The organism is Actinopolymorpha alba DSM 45243, assembly GCF_000373925.1.
In the GTDB taxonomy this organism is placed as follows: domain Bacteria; phylum Actinomycetota; class Actinomycetes; order Propionibacteriales; family Actinopolymorphaceae; genus Actinopolymorpha; species Actinopolymorpha alba.
In genome coordinates, this window is record NZ_KB892744.1 from 103,192 (window position 1) to 121,367 (window position 18,176).

The following is an 18,176-nucleotide window of genomic DNA, read 5'->3' on the forward strand; positions in this document are numbered from 1 at the left end:
GTGGGTGTCCGAATTCGAGACCGTTGATCAACTTCACTCCGACAACTACAGCAGCCAGTCGGAACGCCGCTACGGACGGGGCAGGTTGCGCAGGTTGGCCCGCGCGAAGCCGAGCATCTTGCCGACCCCGCCACTCAGGACGATCTTGCCAGCGGCCAGGGCAAAGCCCTTCATCTGTGCGGCGGTGAGCCGCGGTGGAAGGGAGATCGCGTTCGGGTCGGTGACGAGGTCCACCAGGACCGGCCCGGGCCGGGACAACGCGTCCGTGAGGGACGAGCGAATCAGTCCCGGTTTCTCGACCCGGATCGCCGGAATACCCATGGCTTCGGCGATCGCGGCATAGTCGACCGGCAGGTGGTCGGTCTGGTAGTCGGGCAACCCGTCCACCAGCATCTCCAGCTTGACCATGCCGAGCGAGGAGTTGTTGAACGTCACGATCTTCACCGGCAGGTCGTGGAGTCGCACGGTGAGCAGCTCGCCCAGCAACATGCCCAGGCCGCCGTCACCTGACATCGAGATGACCTGCCGGCCGGGGTAGGCGAACTGCGCGCCGATCGCGTGCGGCAGCGCGTTCGCCATCGTGCCGTGGAGGAACGAACCAATCACCCGCCGGCGGCCGTTCGGCGTGATGTACCGCGCCGCCCACACGTTGTTCATGCCGGTGTCCACGGTGAAGATCGCGTCGTCGGCGGCAACGTCGTCGAGGATGCTGGCGGCATACTCCGGATGGATCGGCACATGGTGTTCGACGTCTCGGGTGTACGCGTCAACGACTTTCTCGAGGCTGCGGGTGTGTTCGCGAAGCATTCGATCGAGGTAGGTACGGTCAGACTTCTGGTTGACCAGCGGGAGCACCACCCGCAAGGTTTCCTTGACATCGCCGTGCACGGCCAGGTCGAGGGCGGTACGCCGTCCGAGGTGGGTGGGGTCGTGGTCCACCTGGACGGTGCGCTCCTGGGGCAGGAACGTGTCGTAGGGAAAGTCGGTGCCGAGCAGCACGATCAGCTCGGCCGCGGACATCGCGTCATAGCAGGCGCCGTACCCGAGCAAGCCGCTCATGCCCACGTCGTAAGGATTGTCGTACTGGATCCATTCCTTTCCGCGCAGGCTGTGCCCGATGGGCGCCAGGACCTTGCCCGCAAGGCTCATCACCTCGGCGTGCGCGCCGCGTACGCCGGCACCGGCGAACACCATCACCGTCGACGCCGCGTTCAGGGCGTCGGCCAGCGCCTCGATCTGCGCCGTCGGCGGCGTGACAACTCCCTTCTCCACAAGGAAGTTGCTCTTGCCGGTCGGCTGCTCCGCGTCCCGGTGCGCGACGTCGCCTGGCATCACGATCACTGACACCCCGCCTTTTCCCAATGCCTGTTGGATCGCGATCCGCAGCATCCGTGGCATCTGGGAGGGCTGGCTGATCATGTCGCAGTAGTGGCTGCAGTCGACGAACACGCGTTCTGGATGGGTTTCCTGGAAGAACCCGCTGCCGATCTGCTCGGAGGAGATGTGTGAGGCGAGGGCGAGGACGGGCGCTCCGGTGCGGTGCGCGTCGTAGAGCCCCTGAATCAGGTGGGTGTTGCCTGGGCCGCAGCTTCCGGCGCACACTGCGAGGCGATCGGTGAGCTGCGCCTCGGCTGCCGCGGCGAAGGCGCCGGCCTCTTCGTTGCGCACGTGCACCCAGTCGATGCCCGCCGTGCGGCGTACCGCGTCGACGATCGGATTGAGGCTGTCGCCGACCACGCCGTAGATCCGCGCGACCCCAGCCTGCCGCAGGACCCGCACAAACTGCTCAGCCACCGACGTACCGACCATGGCCGGTCCCCTTCGCGCTCACGTCACCTGACCTGGTGCGTCAGCCATCGACACTCGTCCCACAGTACGACCCGAGCGTGGGCGGTCTGTCAGCTGAAGGCGGCCAGTCCGGCCTGCCAGGCGGCATCAAGATCAGCGGTCGAGGGGAACCGGTTGTCGATCTCCAACGAGACCATGCCGTGCGCGAACGCCCACATGGCGCGGGCGCGTGCCTCGTCGTACTCGACGGCCTCGAGGAGGGGGAGCGCGGACCGGTTTTCGAGGTCGTCGGGCAGGAGATCCCGGCGCAGCGGCCGGTAGTTCATGAGCCGGTACAGATGCGGGTGGTCGACGGCATAGCGCCGGTACGCGCGGGCGACCGCGGCCAGCCTCACCGTGGGACTGGCGGCGTTCGCGGAGGCGGCCTCCATCGCCTCGGCCAGCTCGGTGAAGGCGTCCGCGACGAGCTGGGCCTCCAGGGCGGTCTTGTCCGGGAGGTGCTTGTACAGCGACGGAGCCTTGATGCCGAGGGCCTCGCCGATCCGGCGCATGGTGAGCGCGTCGGGTCCCTCGGCCTCCAGAAGGTGCCGGGCGGCATCGGCGATCTGGCGGCGGCGGGCGGGTAGCTGAACCTGCGGCGTCTCAGCCACGGACGAAGCCTTCCTTGGTGCGCAGGCCGTAGCCGGCGATGCGATCGACCGCGATGTGCAGCATCCAGGCCAGCAGGAACGTGAAAAGCGCGGGCCAGTCGACGATACCCACGCTGTAGACGAGCGCGATGGCCAGCGGGACCCAGGTGCGGTGGAGTGCGTTGTAGTACGGCACCGCTCTGGGCGCGAGCTGCCCACGACGCAACTTTTCCTTGACACCCACGGCTGCCAGGAAGGTGAGGTCGGGCGCGATCAGGCCGCCGATGAGCGCCAGCCAGACTCCGGTGCCGTACTTAACGGCCTCGAAGAGGGCGAAGGCGAGGAGGAACGCCGCCCAGCTGGCCCAGGCCACCCGGCGGGCGATGGCAGCAGGGCGCCGGCTGGTCGATGGGGCGTTGGGGGTGCTGGTCATGGGTGTCCCTCCTGGCTAATGGCGTTAGCCACACCGTAGGCTAACGGTGTTAGCCAGGTCAAGCGCCAGCGCGGGCCCTAGGCCGCCGCCGCGGACAGGGGCGATCATGATGGCTATGACGACGGCTGAGGAGTATGCGGAGTTCGGTGCGCGCGAGGCGCGCGGTGTGTCGCCGGCGTACGAGCGCCTGGCGCTCGCGGTGTCGCGCGATGAGGAGGTGCTCGCGCTGCTCGACGGACTCCCGGCCAGCAAGCGACAGCCGAACCTGCTGTTCGGCGTCGTACGGTTCCTCGGGGGTCCGGTGGAGGATCCGGCCGGCTTCCACGAGTTCACGGTGGCCAACTGGCCGGTGATCGCGGCCGAGATGCGCGCTCGCGCCACGCAGACGAACGAGGCCGGGCGGTGTGCGGTGCTCCTGCCGGTGCTCGCCGCGCTGCCGCAGCCGTTGGCCCTGCTCGAGGTCGGCGCGTCGGCTGGGTTGTGCCTGTATCCCGACCGGTACGCCTACCGCTACGGCGACCACCTGGTGGGTTCTGGTGAACCGGTCCTGGAATGCGCGGCGACCGGGATGGCGCCGCCGGGCAGCTTTCCCTCGGTGGTGTGGCGCGCCGGACTGGATCTGAATCCGCTCGACGTGACGGATCCCGCGGATGTCGCCTGGCTGGACGCTCTCATCTGGCCGGAGCACGCGCACCGCCGCGCCCGGCTGCGGGCCGCGGCCGCGATCGGCGCGGTCGAGCCGCCGTTACTCGTGCGCGGTGACGTGGTGGACGACCTGCCGGCGCTGGCCGCGAAGGCGCCAGAGGGCGCGACGCTGGTGGTGTTCCATACCTCCGTGATGTACCAGGTGCCGGCGCCGCGGCGGCAGGCGTTCGTCGAGGTGGTGCGCGACCTGCCTGGGCACTGGATCGCGAACGAAGCTCCGGGCGTGCTGAGCTACGACCGTCTGCCGGCGCCGCCGGACGGTGCGTTGTACAACGTGCTCGCGCTGGACGGGACACCGCTCGCCTGGACCCGATCGCACGGGCAGGCGATGAGTTGGTTCGCGTAGCTGCCACTGCCAGGAAGGGCATCCCTGTGGGCCGCGACCTTGTCGCCTTACCCAAGGCGCATCTGCACCTCCATCTGGATGGTGCGATCCGACCGTCGACGCTGCTGGAGCTGGCGGACGTGGCTGGGCTGACGATCCGCCCGCTCCCCGCGACGTACAACTCATCCGACGTGGACGTGCGGCCGCTTGGCGCGGTCCGTCTCCGTACGCCGGAGGACCTCCCGGGTGACTGGTGCCACCTCGCCGACGCCGAAGAGCAGGAACCGCAGAACTTCCAGGATCGGATGCCCTTCAGACCACTCGAAGTAGATGTGCGGACGGACCCCGGTCTGATCTTGAATGTGCAGCAATAGCGCCACGAGTGCGTTGGGAACGGTCGAGCTCTCCATCGTGAGTACGCGGTACCTGTTGTGCATGACCGTGCCGTGCACGTCGAGCTGCGACTCGAACTCGGATGGATCCCGCACGGTGACCTCGACGAAAAGGATTCCGCTCGCGTCCGGTAGGTCGTTGTCCTGGCGGATCTGTTCGATCTTGTTGCTGTACTCCCGCAGGTCCCGTGGGCCGGGTTCGTTCGCGACGAGCCGGATGGTGCGGCGTGCGCAGTCGCGGACGAACATCTGCGCCTTCTCGTCGAGCTGGACCTGGGTGACGCGGAGCTCGAACGCCCGTGACACCCGAGAGGCGAAGGAGACCAGCAGAATCGCTGCGACGAACGCTGCCCCGATCTTCACGCCTTCCGGACGCTGGGCGATGTTCGCGGCCGTCGTGTAGATGAGCACGGCCGACACGAACGCGAAGGCGACCGTCCTGTGCCGCTCGCCGGCTCGCCGGGCTGCCAGGGTGACAGCGATCGCCGCCGAGGTGATGAGCACCAAAACCCCCGTCGCGTACGCCCCAGCCTGCGCGTCCACGCTGGCACCGAATATCCCGGTGAGGAGGAACGCCGTTGCGGTGAGGACCAGCACCAGTGGACGTACCGCCCTCGCCCAGTCAGGCGCCATGCCGTAACGCGGGAGGTACCGCGGGATGAGGTTCAGCAGGCCTGCCATCGCCGACGCTCCCGCGAACCACAGGATCGCGATGGTGCTGATGTCGTACACGCTGCCGAACACGTTCCCGAGATACAGATGCGCGAGGTACGCCAGCGCCCGCCCGTTCGCTGGACCACCGGGCTGGAAGTCTTTCAGTGGGATCAGCAACGTGGTTACCACGCTGCTCAGAATGAGGAACACGCTCATGATTCCGGCCGCGGCGGTGAGCAGCTTCCTCGTCCCAGCGATACGGCCCGTCGGGTGTTCCTCGGTCTCGCCCGGTGCGCCCTTCACGTGCGGCATGACCGCGACCCCGGTCTCGAATCCCGACAAGCCCAGGGCCAGCTTGGGGAAGACGAGCAACGCCGCTGCGATCATGAGGGCCGGATTCCCATGCTGCACGGTGAGAAGGTTCGCCCACGCCGTCACCAGACTTGGCGCCGTGACCACCTTCCAGAGTGCGACGAGGACGACGACGAGGTTCAAGGACAGGTACGTCGCCACGAGTACGACCGCGACACCGATCGCCTCGGTGAATCCCCTGAGGAAGACGGCGCCCAGCAGACTGAGCAGCGCCAGCGTGATCGCGACCTCGTGGCCGTGGAAACCCGTTGGCGTATAGGGGTTCTGCACGATATGCGCGGTCGCGTCAGCGGCCGACAGCGTCATCGTGATCATGAAGTCCGTGGCGGCGAATCCCAGTAACGCCAGAACGAACAGCTTGCCCTTCCAGTACGACAGCAGCCGCTCCAGCATGGCGATGGAGCCCTCGCCGTGCGGGCTTTCCTTCGCCACCCGGCGGTAGACCGGTAGCGCACCGAAAACAGTCAGCGCGACCAGGATCACGGTCGCGATGGGCGACAACAGCCCGGCGGCGAGGACGGCGATACCGGGTTGATAACCCAATGTCGAGAAATAGTCGACCCCGGTGAGGCACATCACCTTCCACCAGGAGTGACCGACTACGCCGGCTGGTTGCGCGTGCGGCCCGAGATGTTGCGTAGGCGGACCACTCAGTCCCTCCAGCAACCAGGTCCGGAAGGATCGACGCTCGGCCAAGCCCTCCGGCACCGGTGTCGACATGACATTCCGCCTCCGGTCACGATCTCGATCGTCTCCGCGAGGTCAGGGTGACGAAACCGTTGAGCCGAGTCTCCAAGGTGCCTTCCCCTGAAAGCCTAGCCGCGCCTCACCACCCCGGCCCGTACGCGGTCGGCGCCGAAACCCGCTTCGTTCACCAGTTGTACTTCGGGTGGTCTGCCAGCGCTCTCCTGCCTGAATGCCTTGCCTTGCCTGGCGTTCGGGCGGTCGCCATGTGTCCGCTCTAGCGTGCCGGGTGGTTCCCAGGACCCTGGAGAGGACACGATGAAGAGCGAACGAACGCGGCATTGGGGTGGGCGTTGGCGGCAGTACGCCGTGGTTACGGGGCTGGTGTGCGCGGGGGTGGTGGGATCGCTTGCCCATCCGGCGACGATGACGGCGGCCGCGGCGGCCGGCGGTCCGGCGTTCTCGCTGGGTGAGGGGCAGGCCGTTCGTGGGCAGCTGAGTGTCTATGTGGGCGGCGGATCTGACCTGCAAGTCAACCTTGACGAGCGGCCTGTCGCGACTCAGCCGGAGCCGAGCCTGCCGGCCACGGTGTTGTTCGAGGCTGACGGTGTCCAGAGCGGTTCCCAGCGACTCCTGAACTCGGTCTGGGTGAACGGCACGATGGTGTCGCTGATCAGCGAGGACGCGTTCGGGTACGCGACCGTGGCCGTTCCGGTGCCGGCGGGTGCCCTCGGCGAGGGCGCGAACGTGGTGACAATCCGCTCAGGGAGTTCGGTGTCGCCGACCGACCTGACGAAGAACCACGACGACTTCACCATTCGCAACGTGCGCCTGCGTCTTCTCGGTGGGAACGACCTCCAGGATCCGTCCGTACCCAGCAGCAAGGTGTTGCCGATCGGGGACGGCTATCCAGGCGGCAACGCCACCGAGGAGCAGGTCACCCGGAACTTCAGCATGAGCGTCCCCGCCGACGAGGTGCGGGGCGTGTCGTACGCCGTGGACACCCACCAACTCACCGACGGCCCGCACACGTTGGCGGCGACCGCGGCCGACGGACAGTCGGCGCGCGTCGGCTTCCGGGTCGACAACACCCCACCGGTGATCAGCTCCACCTCGCCGGCGGCTGGAGAGCGGATCGGGAACGGCGACCTGGTGGTCGGCGTCGACGCGACCGATGCCGTCTCCGGAGTGGCCGGCGCGACCGCGGTCCTCGATGGCCGGGCGATTCCGGTGCCCAACAGGTTCCCGGTCGAGAACATCCCGGCAGGCGACCACACCCTCGCTGTGACGGTGAAGGACAAGGCGGGCAACAGCGATTCTCGAACGGTGCGGTTCACCACCACGGAGGTGCCGATTCCACGGGGTGCCTATGACCGCGGTCAGGTGTACGACGGGGACTCCTCCGGTGAGGACGCGCCGGTGCTGGTCGCCGCCGGCGACATCGCCTGCGCCGCGACCAGCAGGGTGACCCGGACCGCCTGCCACCAGGCGGGCACGGCCACGCTCGTCCAAGCGCAGGAGCCCGACGCGGTGGCGATGCTCGCCGACGGGCAGTACGACGTCGGGACGCTGGAGGCGTACCGATCCTCGTACGACAAGTCGTGGGGAGCGTTCAAGGACATCACCTACCCCGCGGTGGGCAACCACGAGTACGCACAGGCGTACTACCCGGGCGCCCGCGCGGACGGCTACTTCGACTACTTCAACGGCGTCGGCGCGGCGAGTGGCCCGGCCGGTGATCGGCAGCGCGGCTACTACTCCTACGACCTCGGCCGCTGGCATGTCGTCGCCCTGAACGGCGAATGCGGTGTCGTGTCCTGCGCTGCTGGCTCGGGGCAGTACCGCTGGCTGAAGCAGGACCTTCAGGCGCACCCGAACAAATGCACCCTGGTGTACTGGCACAAGCCGATCTTCTCCGCACTGACGACCATCGGCGTCGCGAACCCCGACACCAAGCCGCTGTGGCAGCTCGCCCAGCAGTACGGCGTCGACGTGGTGCTCAACGGCCACGACCACAACTACCAGCGGTACGCGCCGCAGAACGTCAACGGTCAGGCTGACCCTAACGGCATCCGCGAGTTCGTGGTCGGCACCGGAGGCGTCGGCTTCCACCCGAGCCTCAACCAGGTGCCGAACCTCCAGGTCGCGAACGCGGACACGTTCGGCGTCCTGCGGCTCACCCTCCGCCCGACCGGATACGACTGGAAATTCGTACCAGAGCCCGGCGACAACGGTACGTTCACTGACGCCGGCTCCGCCCACTGCACCGCGGTCCCGAACGGCCAGGCCGGCCGGTAACCCGCGATACGACGTGATCCCGCACACCCACCTGATCTGGAGGACTGCGTGAAACTCAGTATCCGACCCACCCGACGCGGCACACTGACCGCCGCGGCCGCCCTCGCCGCGACCATGGTGCTTGGCGTGGCTCCGCTGGCGACGGCCGCATCACTCGACGGAGCTGCGTCGGAGGATGGCTCCAAGCCGGTGCCGCTACGGGTGGCGACCTACAACATCCGTGCCGGAGCCGGGGAGGACAACGTCTTCAACCTGGACCGGACCGCGGCGGCGATTCGTTCGTTGAACGCCGACGTGGTTGGCCTGCAGGAGGTCGACGTTCACTGGGGTGCTCGGAGCAACTTCGTCGACGAGGCCAAGGACCTGGCGAAGCGGTTGGACATGCGGGTGTTCTTCGGTCCGATCTACGACCTCGACCCGTTGACTGAGGGTGCGCCCCGGCGGCAGTACGGCCTCGCGATCCTCAGCCGTTATCCGATTCTCGAGGCGAAGAACCACGAGATCACCCGGCTGTCGACCCAGACGCCGAACCCGGCGCCCGCCCCGGCGCCCGGCTTCCCTGAGGTTAAGGTCAACGTCCGTGGCGCGTTCGTCCACGTCTACACAACGCACCTGGACTATCGCTCCGACCCCTCGGTCCGCCGGGCCCAGGTCGCGGACATGCTCGAGATCCTGGCCGAGGACCGCGGCCCGAAGGTCCTGGTCGGTGACTTCAACGCCCAGCCGAGCGCTCCTGAGCTCGCGCCTTTGTGGCAGAGCCTGCGCGACGCGGCGCCGAACGGTGGCAAGACCTATCCCGCGATCATTCCGGTCAGCCGGATCGATCTCGTGACGGTGTCGCCGGACGTCACGGTACGCGGCACGCACGAGGTCGCGACGGACGCGTCCGACCACCGTCCCGTGGTCGCCGACCTGCTGGTGCCGCGAGAGGACGACTGAATCGGAGACGGCAGGTAGCACGGTCAGCGGCAGCCTGAAGGTTTGAGGCAGTGGAGACTTTTCCGGGTGCTCGCCCGGAAAAGTCTCCACTGCTTCATAGGCACGGCGAGCGCCCGTTGGTGCTCAGGTCAGAGGCCGGGAGCGCAGAACACGTTCCCTTCGGGGTCGGCCCAGACCCAGTGGATCGGTTGGCCTTCCGCGACGATCCGTTCAACGCGGTGAGCTCCAAGCTGCTCCAACCGTGCTATCTCCGCCTTCACCTCGTCCACGGTCGCGTGGTGACCCGGTGCGAGGCCGACATCGAGGTGAAACTTGTTGCCCTGCGGGGACTCAGCGCCGTGCTGGACGTGCCGATTGATTCCCTGGCAGACGAGCAGGGGCCAGCTGCCTTCCGGATCCTGGGTCACCACCCATCCGGGTGAATCCTCCACCACGTTGTATCCGAGTACGGCCGCCCAGAATCGTGCGAGCCGCTGAGGATCAGTCGAGTCGAGCACGACTCCTCCCCAATGCGCGCGACGGTTCATCGAAACCTCCAACGAGACTTGGGTTTCCACCAAAGACATCGACGCTAATGGCGTGATCTGGACACCTACTGTCTTGTTCGAGATCCATGCCTCAGGAGTTCTTCCCAAACACCGTTGCCAGGGTCCTCCGCTCAGCAAGGGCGCAGGCCAGTGGTCGGTTTTGTTCATCGCTCCGGCCGGTTGGCGAGGAGTTCATGGCGCCGGCGCTCCAGTTGTCGTCGTTCCGTCTCCGTGGGCGCACGGTCGGCGGCAAGCCGGAGAGCGGCCGCGGCCTCGGCCGGGAGGCCGGCCCGGGCCAGGAGGTCGCCCTGTGCCGCAGGGATCAGGTAGTGGTCGCTGAGTCCGCCCTCGGCGGCCACGGCGTCAAGCGCCGCCAATCCGGCCAGCGGGCCGTCGCACATCCCTATCGCGATGGCGCGGTTCAACCGCACGACAGGGGAGGGAAGGATTCCCAACAGTTCGTCGTACAACCGCACAATCGCCGCCCAGTCCGTGTCCGCGGCGGCACGCGCGGCGGTGTGGATGCCAGCGATGTCAGCCTGGATCCGGTAAAGGCCCCGGCCCGCACCCGGGATCGGCTGGAGGGCCCGGGCCTCGTCGACCGCGGCGACGTCCCAACGGCTACGGTCCTGCTGCTCCAGTGTGACAAGCTCACCGTCGACGAGGCGCGCGTCGCGACGCGCGTGCTGGAGCAGCATCAGCGCGAGCAGCCCGCGGGTCTCATCGTCACCTGGCATCAGCTCGGCGAGGAGCCGGCCCAGCCGGATCGCCTCCTCGGCAAGGGCATGATCGGCCGCGGCGTAGCCCTCGGTGAAGATGAGGTAGACCACGGCCAGCACCCCCTCGAGCCGCTCCGGCAGCATCGACGCTGTCGGCACGCGGTAGGGGATGCCCGCGTTGGTGATCTTGCGCTTGGCCCGCAGCAGCCGCTGGCCCATCGTCGCCTCCGAGGTCAGGAAGGCGCGAGCGATCGCCGCGGTTGACAACCCGGACACGACCTTGAGGGTGAGCGCGACCCGCGCCTCCATCGGCAGGGCCGGGTGGCAGCAGGTGAAGATGAGCCGCAGCCGCTCGTCCTCCAGCGCGGGCGGCTCAGGAACCACCAGTTCAGTGGTGTCCTGGGCCCCCAGCGCCGCCACCTCCGCCAGCTTGGAACGCTCGAGGTTGGCCCGGCGGGCAAGGTCGATCGCCCGCCGGGTCGCCACCCTCGTCAGCCACGCCGCCGGATTGGTGGGTACGCCGTCCCCCGGCCACCGCTCCAACGCACGTTCGGTGGCATCGGCGACGACGTCCTCGGCCAGGTCCCAGTCACCGGTGATGCGGATCAGAGAGGCGACGATCCGCAGCCGTTCCCGCGCGAGCGCCTGGACGAGCGCGTCGCCGACCGTGACGCGTGGCTCCGGCATCACGCCTGGTCGATGGCCCAGAAGGGACGCAACTCCAAGCGTCCGTGCCGTGCCATCGGGTGCTCCGCGGCGATCGCGATCGCCTCGTCGAGGTCCGCGCACTCCAGCACGTCGTATCCCGCGATCCATTCCCGGGACTCGGTGAACGGGCCGTCTGTCACGAGGACCTTGCCCGCACGCTTACGGACGGTCGTGGCGTCCTCGGGCGGGCGGAGCCGGTCACCCCTCACCCGCGCGCCAGACGCGTCGTGCTTGGCCACCCACTCCTCGATCGTGACCTCGCCCGGGGGGTCGTCCCGCTCGCCGTCGGGGTCCGTGGCGACGAACATCAGGTACTTCATAACCGCGCTCCTTCGTCGGGCTCCATCGTCGTACATGGGTACGACGAATGGCAGCGCCGCCATCCGACAAACGCGCGCGGTCAGATCCTGGATTCGTGCCGGAGTTCGTCCACGGGGCTGAGCGCCGCCACCAGATCGGTCCGGGCGCGGAACACCCGGGAGCGGATGGTGCCGGTGGCACACCCACACACCTTGGCCGCCTCGTCGTACGACAGGCCGAGCATCTGGGTCAGGACGAATGCCTCCCGCCGGTCGGAGTGGAGGTCCGCGATCGCCAACCGGAGTGACACCGTGCTGTCGGGGGCTGGAGCGCTCATCCCACGGCGCTCGGCCGCGGCGGCCCAGTCGTCGGTGCGATGGTGACGCGGTCTGCGGTGACTCGCTCGGAAGTGGTCGGCCGCCACTCGCCGGGCGATGGCGAAGAGCCACAGGCGGGCGGGGGAGCGTGCCTCGTAACGCGGCAGCGCGGTGAAGGCACGCAGGTAGGTCTCCTGTGTCAGATCCTCCGCCGTGCCGGCGTCGACGAGGTACGTCAGCAGCCGGTGGAGGGACGCCTGGGTCGCGTGGACGAACGCTTCGTACCCGGTCCGGTCGCCGCGCTGGGCGGCACACAGCAGTCGCGTTATGTCGTTGTCGTCCACGTCGGGGTGACCTCGGCCTTTTGGAGAGGGAATGTCACTCTTTCTTGGCAGAGCACTTTGCCCGTTGTAGCCAGGCCGTTACCAGCGACTGTGTGGGAATTCTTTCTCACAACGCGCCGACCCAGGATGTGCGGAACACGTACAACCGCGCGGACTTGCCGGGAACTTCTACGCCGATCCGCACGACCTGGCAGACGTGGAATGCGTGAAAGCCCGAGAAGCGATCTCGGCGAGCCTGGACGGCGAAGATCCCGGCGTCATCCTCGAGCGCCTGGAGGCACACCTGTCGACCTGCGCGCCATGCGCGGCATGGAAGGGAGCGGCCGAGAACCTCACCCGGCGAAGCCGGCTTCACCGACTCGGGCCTCTTCCCGACGTCACGGCTGCCGTGATGGCGAGGGTGACCATGCCACGGACCAGCCGCCGGGTCCGGTGGCTGCTGGCGATCCTGATCGTCTCCGGTAGCGCGCAGCTGATTGTGGGTGCTGCCCAGCTCCTCCTTCACGGGTTCCTCCATGCCGACGGCGGGCTTGCGCGCGCTGTCGCCACTGAGGCGCACGTCGGTAACGAGGTGGCGGCGTTCAACGTCGCGGTGGGCGTCGGTCTGCTCTGGGCGGCCCGTCATCGACGCCGTGCTTCCAGCCAGTTGCCGCTGCTGCTGACCCTCATGGTCGTCCTGACTGGGGTCGAAGCGATCGATCTGGTACGCGGACACGCGAGGTGGCAGGGGCCAGCCAGCCACCTGCCGGTCGTACTCGGAACGCTGGCCGTACTCGCGATCAGCAGAAGAGACCGGCGACCGTTCGGACCTGATTCCACACGCCGGGCCACGAGTGAACCCACCCGGCGTGCCGCGTGATCTCGCGCGGAACTCTGCCGGCTTCACCGACGACCTGGAATTACGTCAGCGGAGCCGCATCCGAACGAACCTCTCACGGAAAGGTGAATCCCGAATGGCCTTCATGAGTACGACGCGTCGTTTCGCCGGGCGGGCCGCCATGGTGGTCGGTGGCGCTTGCGTCGCCATGTCGATCGCGGCGGGGCCGGTCTCGGCCCATGTCGAGGTCGAGGCGGACAAGGCGCGGGCTGGCGAACGCGAGGTGACCGTGACGTTCGTCGCCGAATCCGAGTCGAGCTCCGCGGGCATCACTTCCCTGCGGGTGGTGCTGCCGGCCGGAATCCAGCCGGCCGAGGTCAGCCTCGCCAAGGGGCCGAAGGGCTGGAAACTCACGCCCGCGGCCGACGGCTACAGCGTTGGGGGACCGGCGCTGCCGGCGGGCGAGGACGCGACGTACGCGGTGAAGATCAGCCAACTGCCCGAGGACGCCACGACGCTGGCGTTCAAGACGCTGCAGAACTACAGCGATGGCGAGGTCGACCGCTGGATCGAGCTTCCATCTTCAGGAGGCGCGAAACCGAAGAACGCGGCGCCCGTGCTGGCATTGAAGCCCGCCCTTCGGGCCCCCACGCCGACTGCGACCCCCACGCCCACTCCCACGCCGACCCCGACACCCACTCTGACGCCGACCACCGCCGCGGCGGCGCCGAGCCCCGTGTCGGCCGCGGCGCAGGCGAGTTCGTCGAGCGTGGGTTGGCCGTTGTACGCCGGTATCGGGGTCGTGGTGCTGGTCGCCGCCGGCCTTCTCGCCGTCGTACTCCGTCGCCGGGCCGCCTGACCTGCTTGAGACAAGCCTTTGATTTGGTCGAGTTGTCGTAGGTTTCTCGGTCTCTTAGCCGAGGTTCCTATGACAACTCGGGGAGCCTCATTCAAAACCCCTTTACGCCGACAGGTCGCGGCATCGTGAAAGCAGCGGGAGGCGACGTGGCGGAGGCGCGACCAAGATCATTTCGCGGGTCGTCTCACAGGCCGGACCGCTGGCGCCTGGTTCATGATCAACTTGATCATGGTCCGGTTCCCGCTCAGTCAGATCCAGCAACCTCTCCGACGCCAGAGGTTTTGAACAAGCCACGGGGTTGCCCTCTGGTCTCTCAGTACCCAGAACGATTGGGTGTGCGCCACTTGAGACGGCTGCGGCGGCACGCGGAAAGGTCCCGACTTGGCGCCGGTCCTTTGAGGACAGAACCTGGCCGGATCTGTCTCTAGCGTGGTCCTCAACGCGAACGCGAAGCAGCGATCGAAAGGACCCGCTCATGACCACCTCCTCCGCCGCCACCCCGTCCGTCGCTCCGGTTGCCACGACGCGCGAGCACGCGGACCTTCTTCAGACGCTCGCGACGCACCGGAACTTCCTCCACTACACCGTGCGGGACCTCACCGACGAACAGGCCACCCGGCGTACGACGGCGAGCGAGTTGACGCTGGCCGGACTGATCAAGCACGTGACCGCCTGCGAGGAGAACTGGCTGCGCTTCGTGCTCGGCGGCCCGGGCAGCATGGAGGGGAGCGAGGAGTCGTGGGAGGACGGGTGGCGGATGCTGCCGGCCGAGACGCTGGCCAGCCTGCTGGCGCGGTACGAGGAGGTCGCGAACCGGACCGACGAGATCGTCCGATCGCTCCCTGACCTCGACGCCGACCACCCGCTGCCGGTGGCGCCGTGGTTCGAGCCGGGCGCCCGCTGGTCGGCGCGCCGGGTGCTGCTGCACGTGATCGCCGAGACCTCCCAGCATGCCGGCCACGCCGACATCATCCGGGAGTCCCTCGACGGCCAGAAGACCATGGGGTAGGCGTTCCGGCTGGGGAGACTTCAAGGTTCGCCCTGGAACGGGGGTGGGGTGTGCGCGTCAACCGCGCACATCCCCACTGAGTTGTTCGCTCGACGAATTCCGGCGGTTCGTCTCTGCCGGAAATCGGAAAGCGGCTCGAGCGTTAGTACGCCCAGAAATAGCGGCCCTCGGCCTGCCAACCGTTGTTGAGTCCCGGCCGACGGTGCCGCGCTGCTCGCCGAAGTGTTCGGCTCGGCCGCCTGATCTACCTGATCTACTTGATTCGCGCGGGACTACGCCGCACGGCGGCAACAATCCGGGCGGTGCCCATGACCACCGCAACAACCGCGCCGATCACGGTCAGCGCCGCGAAGCAGACCAGAGCGGGGTTCACCCAGGCGGGCACGACGTCGAACGCCGCGTTGCACCGGTTGTGCAGGGGGAAGAAGCGGCTCGGCTCCTCCCAGTGCGTGGCGCGGTACGCGTCGTCGTACGGTTGGCCCAGCCTCGCGCAGGTCTCGCCGATATCGAGCCCGCCGGAGAACACTCCTATGAAGTAGACGACAAAGCCCGCTGTGGCTGCCAGCACCGACAGCAGTACCCACACGCGAATGCGACGCCAGAGCCCGCGCGGTGACGGTGGCGTGGCGGTCAGCAAGGTTCTCCGGTGCACATGGTCACCCAGCATAGAGACTGCTCCAGGAACGAACGCTCAGGCGTTCGCAGCCCTACCATGTGGCCATGGTGTCTGCTGATCGTTTGCTCGCCTTCGCGGCCGTGTCGTTTCTGCTGATCGTCGTACCCGGTCCCAGCGTGCTGTTCGTGGTCGGCAGGGCACTGGCGCACGGTCGCCGCGCCGCGCTGACCACGGTCGTGGGCAACACGCTCGGCGCGTACGTGCTGGTCGTGGCGGTGGCGCTTGGTGTCGGGGCGATCGTCGAGCGCTCGGCCCTCGTCTTCACGGTCCTGAAGCTGGCCGGCGCCGCGTACCTGATCTATCTGGGGGTCAAGGCGGTGCGGCACCGTTGGTCGTGGCATGCGGTCCTCGAGAGCCAGGCTCCGGCGCACAGCCGCCTCCGCACGTTGTGGGAGGGGTTCGCGGTGGGTGTGACCAACCCCAAGACGATCGTGTTCTTCGCGTCGGTACTCCCGCAGTTCGTTGACCGCGACAAGGGACACGTCGCCGTCCAGATGATGCTGCTCGGCTTGGTCTTCAATCTCGTCGCAGTGGCGTCCGACAGCGTCTGGGGGCTGGTCGCGGCCACCGCGAGAGACTGGTTCGCCCGCTCACCGCGACGGCTGGCCCTGGTAGGTGGGATTGGCGGACTTACCATGATCGGGCTCGGCGTCACGGTTGCCGCGACGGGTCGGAAGGACTGAGGGCGTATCTCCCGGTGGACGGCCAAAGAAGATCGATCGGCGGTGAGGAACCGCTGATGTCGGAGCGTCGTACGATCGATACCGGTGGGCTGAAGCTGGCCTACCGGGTCTTTGGAGATCCGGACCTCCCAGCGTTGGTGTTCCTCCATGGGCTCACCTCGAGCGGGTCGTCCTGGGATCAGGTGGTGCCGCTCGTCGCGGCGAACTGGCGAATCTATGTGCCGGACCTGCGCGGGCATGGTCAAAGCGAGTGGCCGGGCACCTATTCGTTCGAGTTGTTGAGAGACGATGTGCTCGGATTCATGAACGCATTGGAGCTGACCCAGCCTGCGTTGATAGGTCATTCCATGGGCGGCGTGGCCGCTTACCTGCTCGCTCAGGACCACCCAGCGAGGGTGAGCGCACTTGTCCTCGAGGAGACGCCTCCGCCACTTCCGCAAAGCCGGCCGCTGCCGGAGCGGCCATCCGAGCTGCTCACCTTCGACTGGCCGGTAAGGCCGTCAATCGTTCGGCAGGTCAACAACCCCGATCCGACGTGGTGGGAAAGAATTCCGGAGATGGAGGTTCCGACCCTCGTCGTCGCGGGCGGGTCGCAGAGCCCGTTTCCGCAGGAACAGATCGCGGCCATGGCCGAGCGATTTCCCAACGGCCAGCTGCTCACCATCGACGTTGGACACGGCGTACACAACGCCAGACCTGTCGAGTTCGCCGCGGCGGTCACTGCCTTTCTCGCCGTGCATGGGTGACGGGGCACGACGGATCACCCGGACGGCTTGGTCCAGTGGAGGGTTGTGACGTACGGAAGAACTACTTGAGCTCGCGCGGCCAGTCCATGTCGGCGGAGCACGGACCACGCTTCTTGCCGCGCATCCTCGCGCTCCGCTGTTGAGAGGTTCGCGATCGCGCTCGAGGAGAGCAGCCTCTCGATCAGCCGGTCGGGCGTCGTGTCCTGGGGATTGTCGAAGCGCGCTTCCTGTAATGGCTCCCATCCCGACAATCCGTCGAAGAACGCACGCCAGTCACCGTCGCGTGCGCTGGGAGAATTCGCAGGTCGCCTGCGGTAGGAGATGTCGGCGTACTCCGCAACCCAGGCGACGGATTCGTCATAAAGGTTCCACAGCAGTCCCAGACCGCCGGCGCCAGGCTTGAGGATACGTCGGACTTCTTTGATGGCACGCTCGGCGTCGAACCAATGCCAGGCCGTGGCCGCGACCACGGCGTCAGCGGATCGGTCGGGCAGCCCTGTGGACTCGGCCTGGCCAGCGTGCGTGGTGACGTGATCGGATGCAATGATCTTCGCGCGCATCTCAGCCGACGGCTCAACCGCGGTGATCGTCAGTCCCTGTGCGGCCAAATGGTGGCTGAAGATGCCTGTCCCAGCGCCGAGGTCGACGACGTGGGCGCCGGGCGTCAACCCGAAGCTGCGCAAGAGCATTGCGACGGCTTCATCGGGATAGGCTGGCCGCGAATGAGCGTACGCATCGGCCGCGCCGTCAAATCCGTGCCGCACCGCCTCGTTGGCCATCCCGCCACCTTATCGGCGGATAGTCCCTCCAGGCCTCAGGAAGCATGCACGCCCTTCATCGGGGGCGGACTAAATCTCTACCGCTCCTGACCTGTCAGGTTCGGAGGCGTTGGTTACGGATGGGGTTGCGGTTGGGGTCGATCCATTCGGGTGGGGTGAATTCGGGTATGCCGTCGGCTGCTAGCTGGATTTGCCAGGTGCCTTGGTGGATGAGGCGGTGGTGGTAGCCGCAGAGCAGTGCCCCGTTGGCGAGGGTGGTGGGTCCGCCGTTGAGCCAGGAACGAATGTGGTGGCCGTGGCACCAGGCGGGTGGGCGGTCGCAGCCGGGGAACGCGCAGCCGCGGTCTCGTAGTTCCAGCAGTTTGCGGAGGCGTCCGGTGAAGAATCTGGTGCCGTCGGAGAGGGCGACTTCGCCGTCGCGGATGCCGAACCAGCTGATCTTGGCGTCGCATGCCCATTCCTGGACGGTGCGG

General features: G+C 67.5%; 19 protein-coding genes and 1 pseudogene. 9 read left to right on the top strand and 11 right to left on the bottom strand.

Features of this window, described 5'->3' with window-relative positions; all coding sequences use genetic code 11:
• Positions 1–69: 69 nt before the first annotated feature.
• The 3 genes from B141_RS0110785 to B141_RS0110795 all read right to left on the bottom strand — a co-directional run bounded on the left by B141_RS0110785 (position 70) and on the right by B141_RS0110795 (position 2,850).
• Positions 70–1,809 (bottom strand): pyruvate dehydrogenase, encoded by a 1,740-nt coding sequence (locus B141_RS0110785; protein ID WP_020575178.1) that lies wholly within the window; start codon positions 1,807–1,809, stop codon positions 70–72.
• A gap of 89 nt (positions 1,810–1,898) precedes the next feature.
• The gene (locus B141_RS0110790) at positions 1,899–2,438 is read right to left on the bottom strand and encodes a TetR/AcrR family transcriptional regulator (RefSeq protein WP_020575179.1); all 540 of its coding nucleotides are present in this window, start codon (positions 2,436–2,438) and stop codon (positions 1,899–1,901) included.
• Positions 2,431–2,850, bottom strand: coding sequence for a DUF4260 family protein (locus tag B141_RS0110795; RefSeq protein ID WP_020575180.1), 420 nt, complete (start codon positions 2,848–2,850; stop codon positions 2,431–2,433). The genes B141_RS0110790 and B141_RS0110795 overlap by 8 nt, the downstream gene beginning before the upstream one ends.
• A 115-nt stretch (positions 2,851–2,965) precedes the next feature.
• Here B141_RS0110795 and B141_RS0110800 point away from each other — a divergent pair, with 115 nt between their 5' ends.
• Positions 2,966–3,901: a DUF2332 domain-containing protein gene (locus tag B141_RS0110800; protein ID WP_020575181.1), complete on the top strand. Its 936-nt coding sequence runs from the start codon at positions 2,966–2,968 to the stop codon at positions 3,899–3,901.
• Between the two features lie 26 nt (positions 3,902–3,927).
• Positions 3,928–4,047: pseudogene (locus tag B141_RS49170) on the top strand (adenosine deaminase); the annotation flags it as partial.
• Positions 4,048–4,062: 15 nt separating this feature from the next.
• Here B141_RS49170 and B141_RS0110805 read toward each other — a convergent pair.
• The gene (locus B141_RS0110805) at positions 4,063–6,018 is read right to left on the bottom strand and encodes an APC family permease (protein ID WP_026257099.1); all 1,956 of its coding nucleotides are present in this window, start codon (positions 6,016–6,018) and stop codon (positions 4,063–4,065) included.
• Positions 6,019–6,300: 282 nt separating this feature from the next.
• Between B141_RS0110805 and B141_RS47275 the strand changes: the two genes are divergently transcribed.
• Complete coding sequence (locus tag B141_RS47275) at positions 6,301–8,280, top strand: metallophosphoesterase family protein (RefSeq protein WP_084678221.1); 1,980 nt, start codon at positions 6,301–6,303, stop codon at positions 8,278–8,280.
• A gap of 48 nt (positions 8,281–8,328) precedes the next feature.
• Positions 8,329–9,219, top strand: coding sequence for an endonuclease/exonuclease/phosphatase family protein (locus B141_RS0110815; RefSeq protein ID WP_020575184.1), 891 nt, complete (start codon positions 8,329–8,331; stop codon positions 9,217–9,219).
• Positions 9,220–9,347: 128 nt separating this feature from the next.
• On the opposite strand, the gene B141_RS0110820 is transcribed toward B141_RS0110815, so the two are convergent.
• From B141_RS0110820 to B141_RS0110835, 4 genes are all read right to left on the bottom strand, one after another.
• The gene (locus B141_RS0110820) at positions 9,348–9,716 is read right to left on the bottom strand and encodes a VOC family protein (protein ID WP_020575185.1); all 369 of its coding nucleotides are present in this window, start codon (positions 9,714–9,716) and stop codon (positions 9,348–9,350) included.
• Between the two features lie 194 nt (positions 9,717–9,910).
• Positions 9,911–11,152: an RNA polymerase sigma factor gene (locus B141_RS0110825; RefSeq protein ID WP_020575186.1), complete on the bottom strand. Its 1,242-nt coding sequence runs from the start codon at positions 11,150–11,152 to the stop codon at positions 9,911–9,913.
• Positions 11,152–11,493: a YciI family protein gene (locus tag B141_RS0110830; protein ID WP_020575187.1), complete on the bottom strand. Its 342-nt coding sequence runs from the start codon at positions 11,491–11,493 to the stop codon at positions 11,152–11,154. The genes B141_RS0110825 and B141_RS0110830 overlap by 1 nt, the downstream gene beginning before the upstream one ends.
• A gap of 80 nt (positions 11,494–11,573) precedes the next feature.
• Positions 11,574–12,134: a sigma-70 family RNA polymerase sigma factor gene (locus B141_RS0110835; protein ID WP_020575188.1), complete on the bottom strand. Its 561-nt coding sequence runs from the start codon at positions 12,132–12,134 to the stop codon at positions 11,574–11,576.
• 205 nt (positions 12,135–12,339) lie between these two features.
• On the opposite strand from B141_RS0110835, the gene B141_RS40025 reads away from it, so the two are divergent.
• From B141_RS40025 to B141_RS0110850, 3 genes are all read left to right on the top strand, one after another.
• The gene (locus tag B141_RS40025) at positions 12,340–12,993 is read left to right on the top strand and encodes a zf-HC2 domain-containing protein (RefSeq protein ID WP_020575189.1); all 654 of its coding nucleotides are present in this window, start codon (positions 12,340–12,342) and stop codon (positions 12,991–12,993) included.
• 103 nt (positions 12,994–13,096) lie between these two features.
• Positions 13,097–13,810, top strand: a complete 714-nt coding sequence (locus B141_RS0110845) for a DUF1775 domain-containing protein (RefSeq protein ID WP_040420977.1) — start codon at positions 13,097–13,099, stop codon at positions 13,808–13,810.
• 475 nt (positions 13,811–14,285) lie between these two features.
• Positions 14,286–14,819, top strand: a complete 534-nt coding sequence (locus tag B141_RS0110850; RefSeq protein WP_020575191.1) for a DinB family protein — start codon at positions 14,286–14,288, stop codon at positions 14,817–14,819.
• Positions 14,820–15,072: 253 nt separating this feature from the next.
• Here B141_RS0110850 and B141_RS45465 read toward each other — a convergent pair whose 3' ends face one another.
• The gene (locus tag B141_RS45465; protein ID WP_157180936.1) at positions 15,073–15,387 is read right to left on the bottom strand and encodes a hypothetical protein; all 315 of its coding nucleotides are present in this window, start codon (positions 15,385–15,387) and stop codon (positions 15,073–15,075) included.
• Between the two features lie 152 nt (positions 15,388–15,539).
• Here B141_RS45465 and B141_RS0110860 point away from each other — a divergent pair, with 152 nt between their 5' ends.
• Positions 15,540–16,178 (top strand): LysE family translocator, encoded by a 639-nt coding sequence (locus B141_RS0110860; protein WP_020575193.1) that lies wholly within the window; start codon positions 15,540–15,542, stop codon positions 16,176–16,178.
• A gap of 56 nt (positions 16,179–16,234) precedes the next feature.
• Entirely contained in the window at positions 16,235–16,924 is a 690-nt protein-coding gene (locus tag B141_RS0110865) for an alpha/beta fold hydrolase (RefSeq protein ID WP_040420979.1), read from the top strand.
• Positions 16,925–16,938: 14 nt separating this feature from the next.
• Here the strand turns inward: B141_RS0110865 and B141_RS0110870 are convergent, their stop codons facing one another.
• Entirely contained in the window at positions 16,939–17,703 is a 765-nt protein-coding gene (locus B141_RS0110870) for a class I SAM-dependent methyltransferase (RefSeq protein WP_020575195.1), read from the bottom strand.
• Between the two features lie 94 nt (positions 17,704–17,797).
• A partial coding sequence (locus B141_RS0110875) for an HNH endonuclease signature motif containing protein (RefSeq protein ID WP_026257101.1) occupies positions 17,798–18,176 on the bottom strand: 379 nt, incomplete at its 5' end.

What these genes read in the sequence shown, in the direction of transcription:
- B141_RS0110865 (WP_040420979.1), top strand. Translation starts at nt 16,235, where the DNA reads ATGTCGGAGCGTCGTACGATCGATACCGGTGGGCTGAAGCTGGCCTAC.
- B141_RS0110785 (WP_020575178.1), bottom strand. Translation starts at nt 1,809, where the DNA reads ATGGTCGGTACGTCGGTGGCTGAGCAGTTTGTGCGGGTCCTGCGGCAG.
- B141_RS0110795 (WP_020575180.1), bottom strand. Translation starts at nt 2,850, where the DNA reads ATGACCAGCACCCCCAACGCCCCATCGACCAGCCGGCGCCCTGCTGCC.
- B141_RS0110830 (WP_020575187.1), bottom strand. Translation starts at nt 11,493, where the DNA reads ATGAAGTACCTGATGTTCGTCGCCACGGACCCCGACGGCGAGCGGGAC.
- B141_RS0110870 (WP_020575195.1), bottom strand. Translation starts at nt 17,703, where the DNA reads ATGGCCAACGAGGCGGTGCGGCACGGATTTGACGGCGCGGCCGATGCG.
- B141_RS0110805 (WP_026257099.1), bottom strand. Translation starts at nt 6,018, where the DNA reads ATGTCGACACCGGTGCCGGAGGGCTTGGCCGAGCGTCGATCCTTCCGG.
- B141_RS0110850 (WP_020575191.1), top strand. Translation starts at nt 14,286, where the DNA reads ATGACCACCTCCTCCGCCGCCACCCCGTCCGTCGCTCCGGTTGCCACG.
- B141_RS0110800 (WP_020575181.1), top strand. Translation starts at nt 2,966, where the DNA reads ATGACGACGGCTGAGGAGTATGCGGAGTTCGGTGCGCGCGAGGCGCGC.
- B141_RS0110860 (WP_020575193.1), top strand. Translation starts at nt 15,540, where the DNA reads ATGGTGTCTGCTGATCGTTTGCTCGCCTTCGCGGCCGTGTCGTTTCTG.
- B141_RS0110845 (WP_040420977.1), top strand. Translation starts at nt 13,097, where the DNA reads ATGAGTACGACGCGTCGTTTCGCCGGGCGGGCCGCCATGGTGGTCGGT.
- B141_RS0110825 (WP_020575186.1), bottom strand. Translation starts at nt 11,152, where the DNA reads ATGCCGGAGCCACGCGTCACGGTCGGCGACGCGCTCGTCCAGGCGCTC.
- B141_RS47275 (WP_084678221.1), top strand. Translation starts at nt 6,301, where the DNA reads ATGAAGAGCGAACGAACGCGGCATTGGGGTGGGCGTTGGCGGCAGTAC.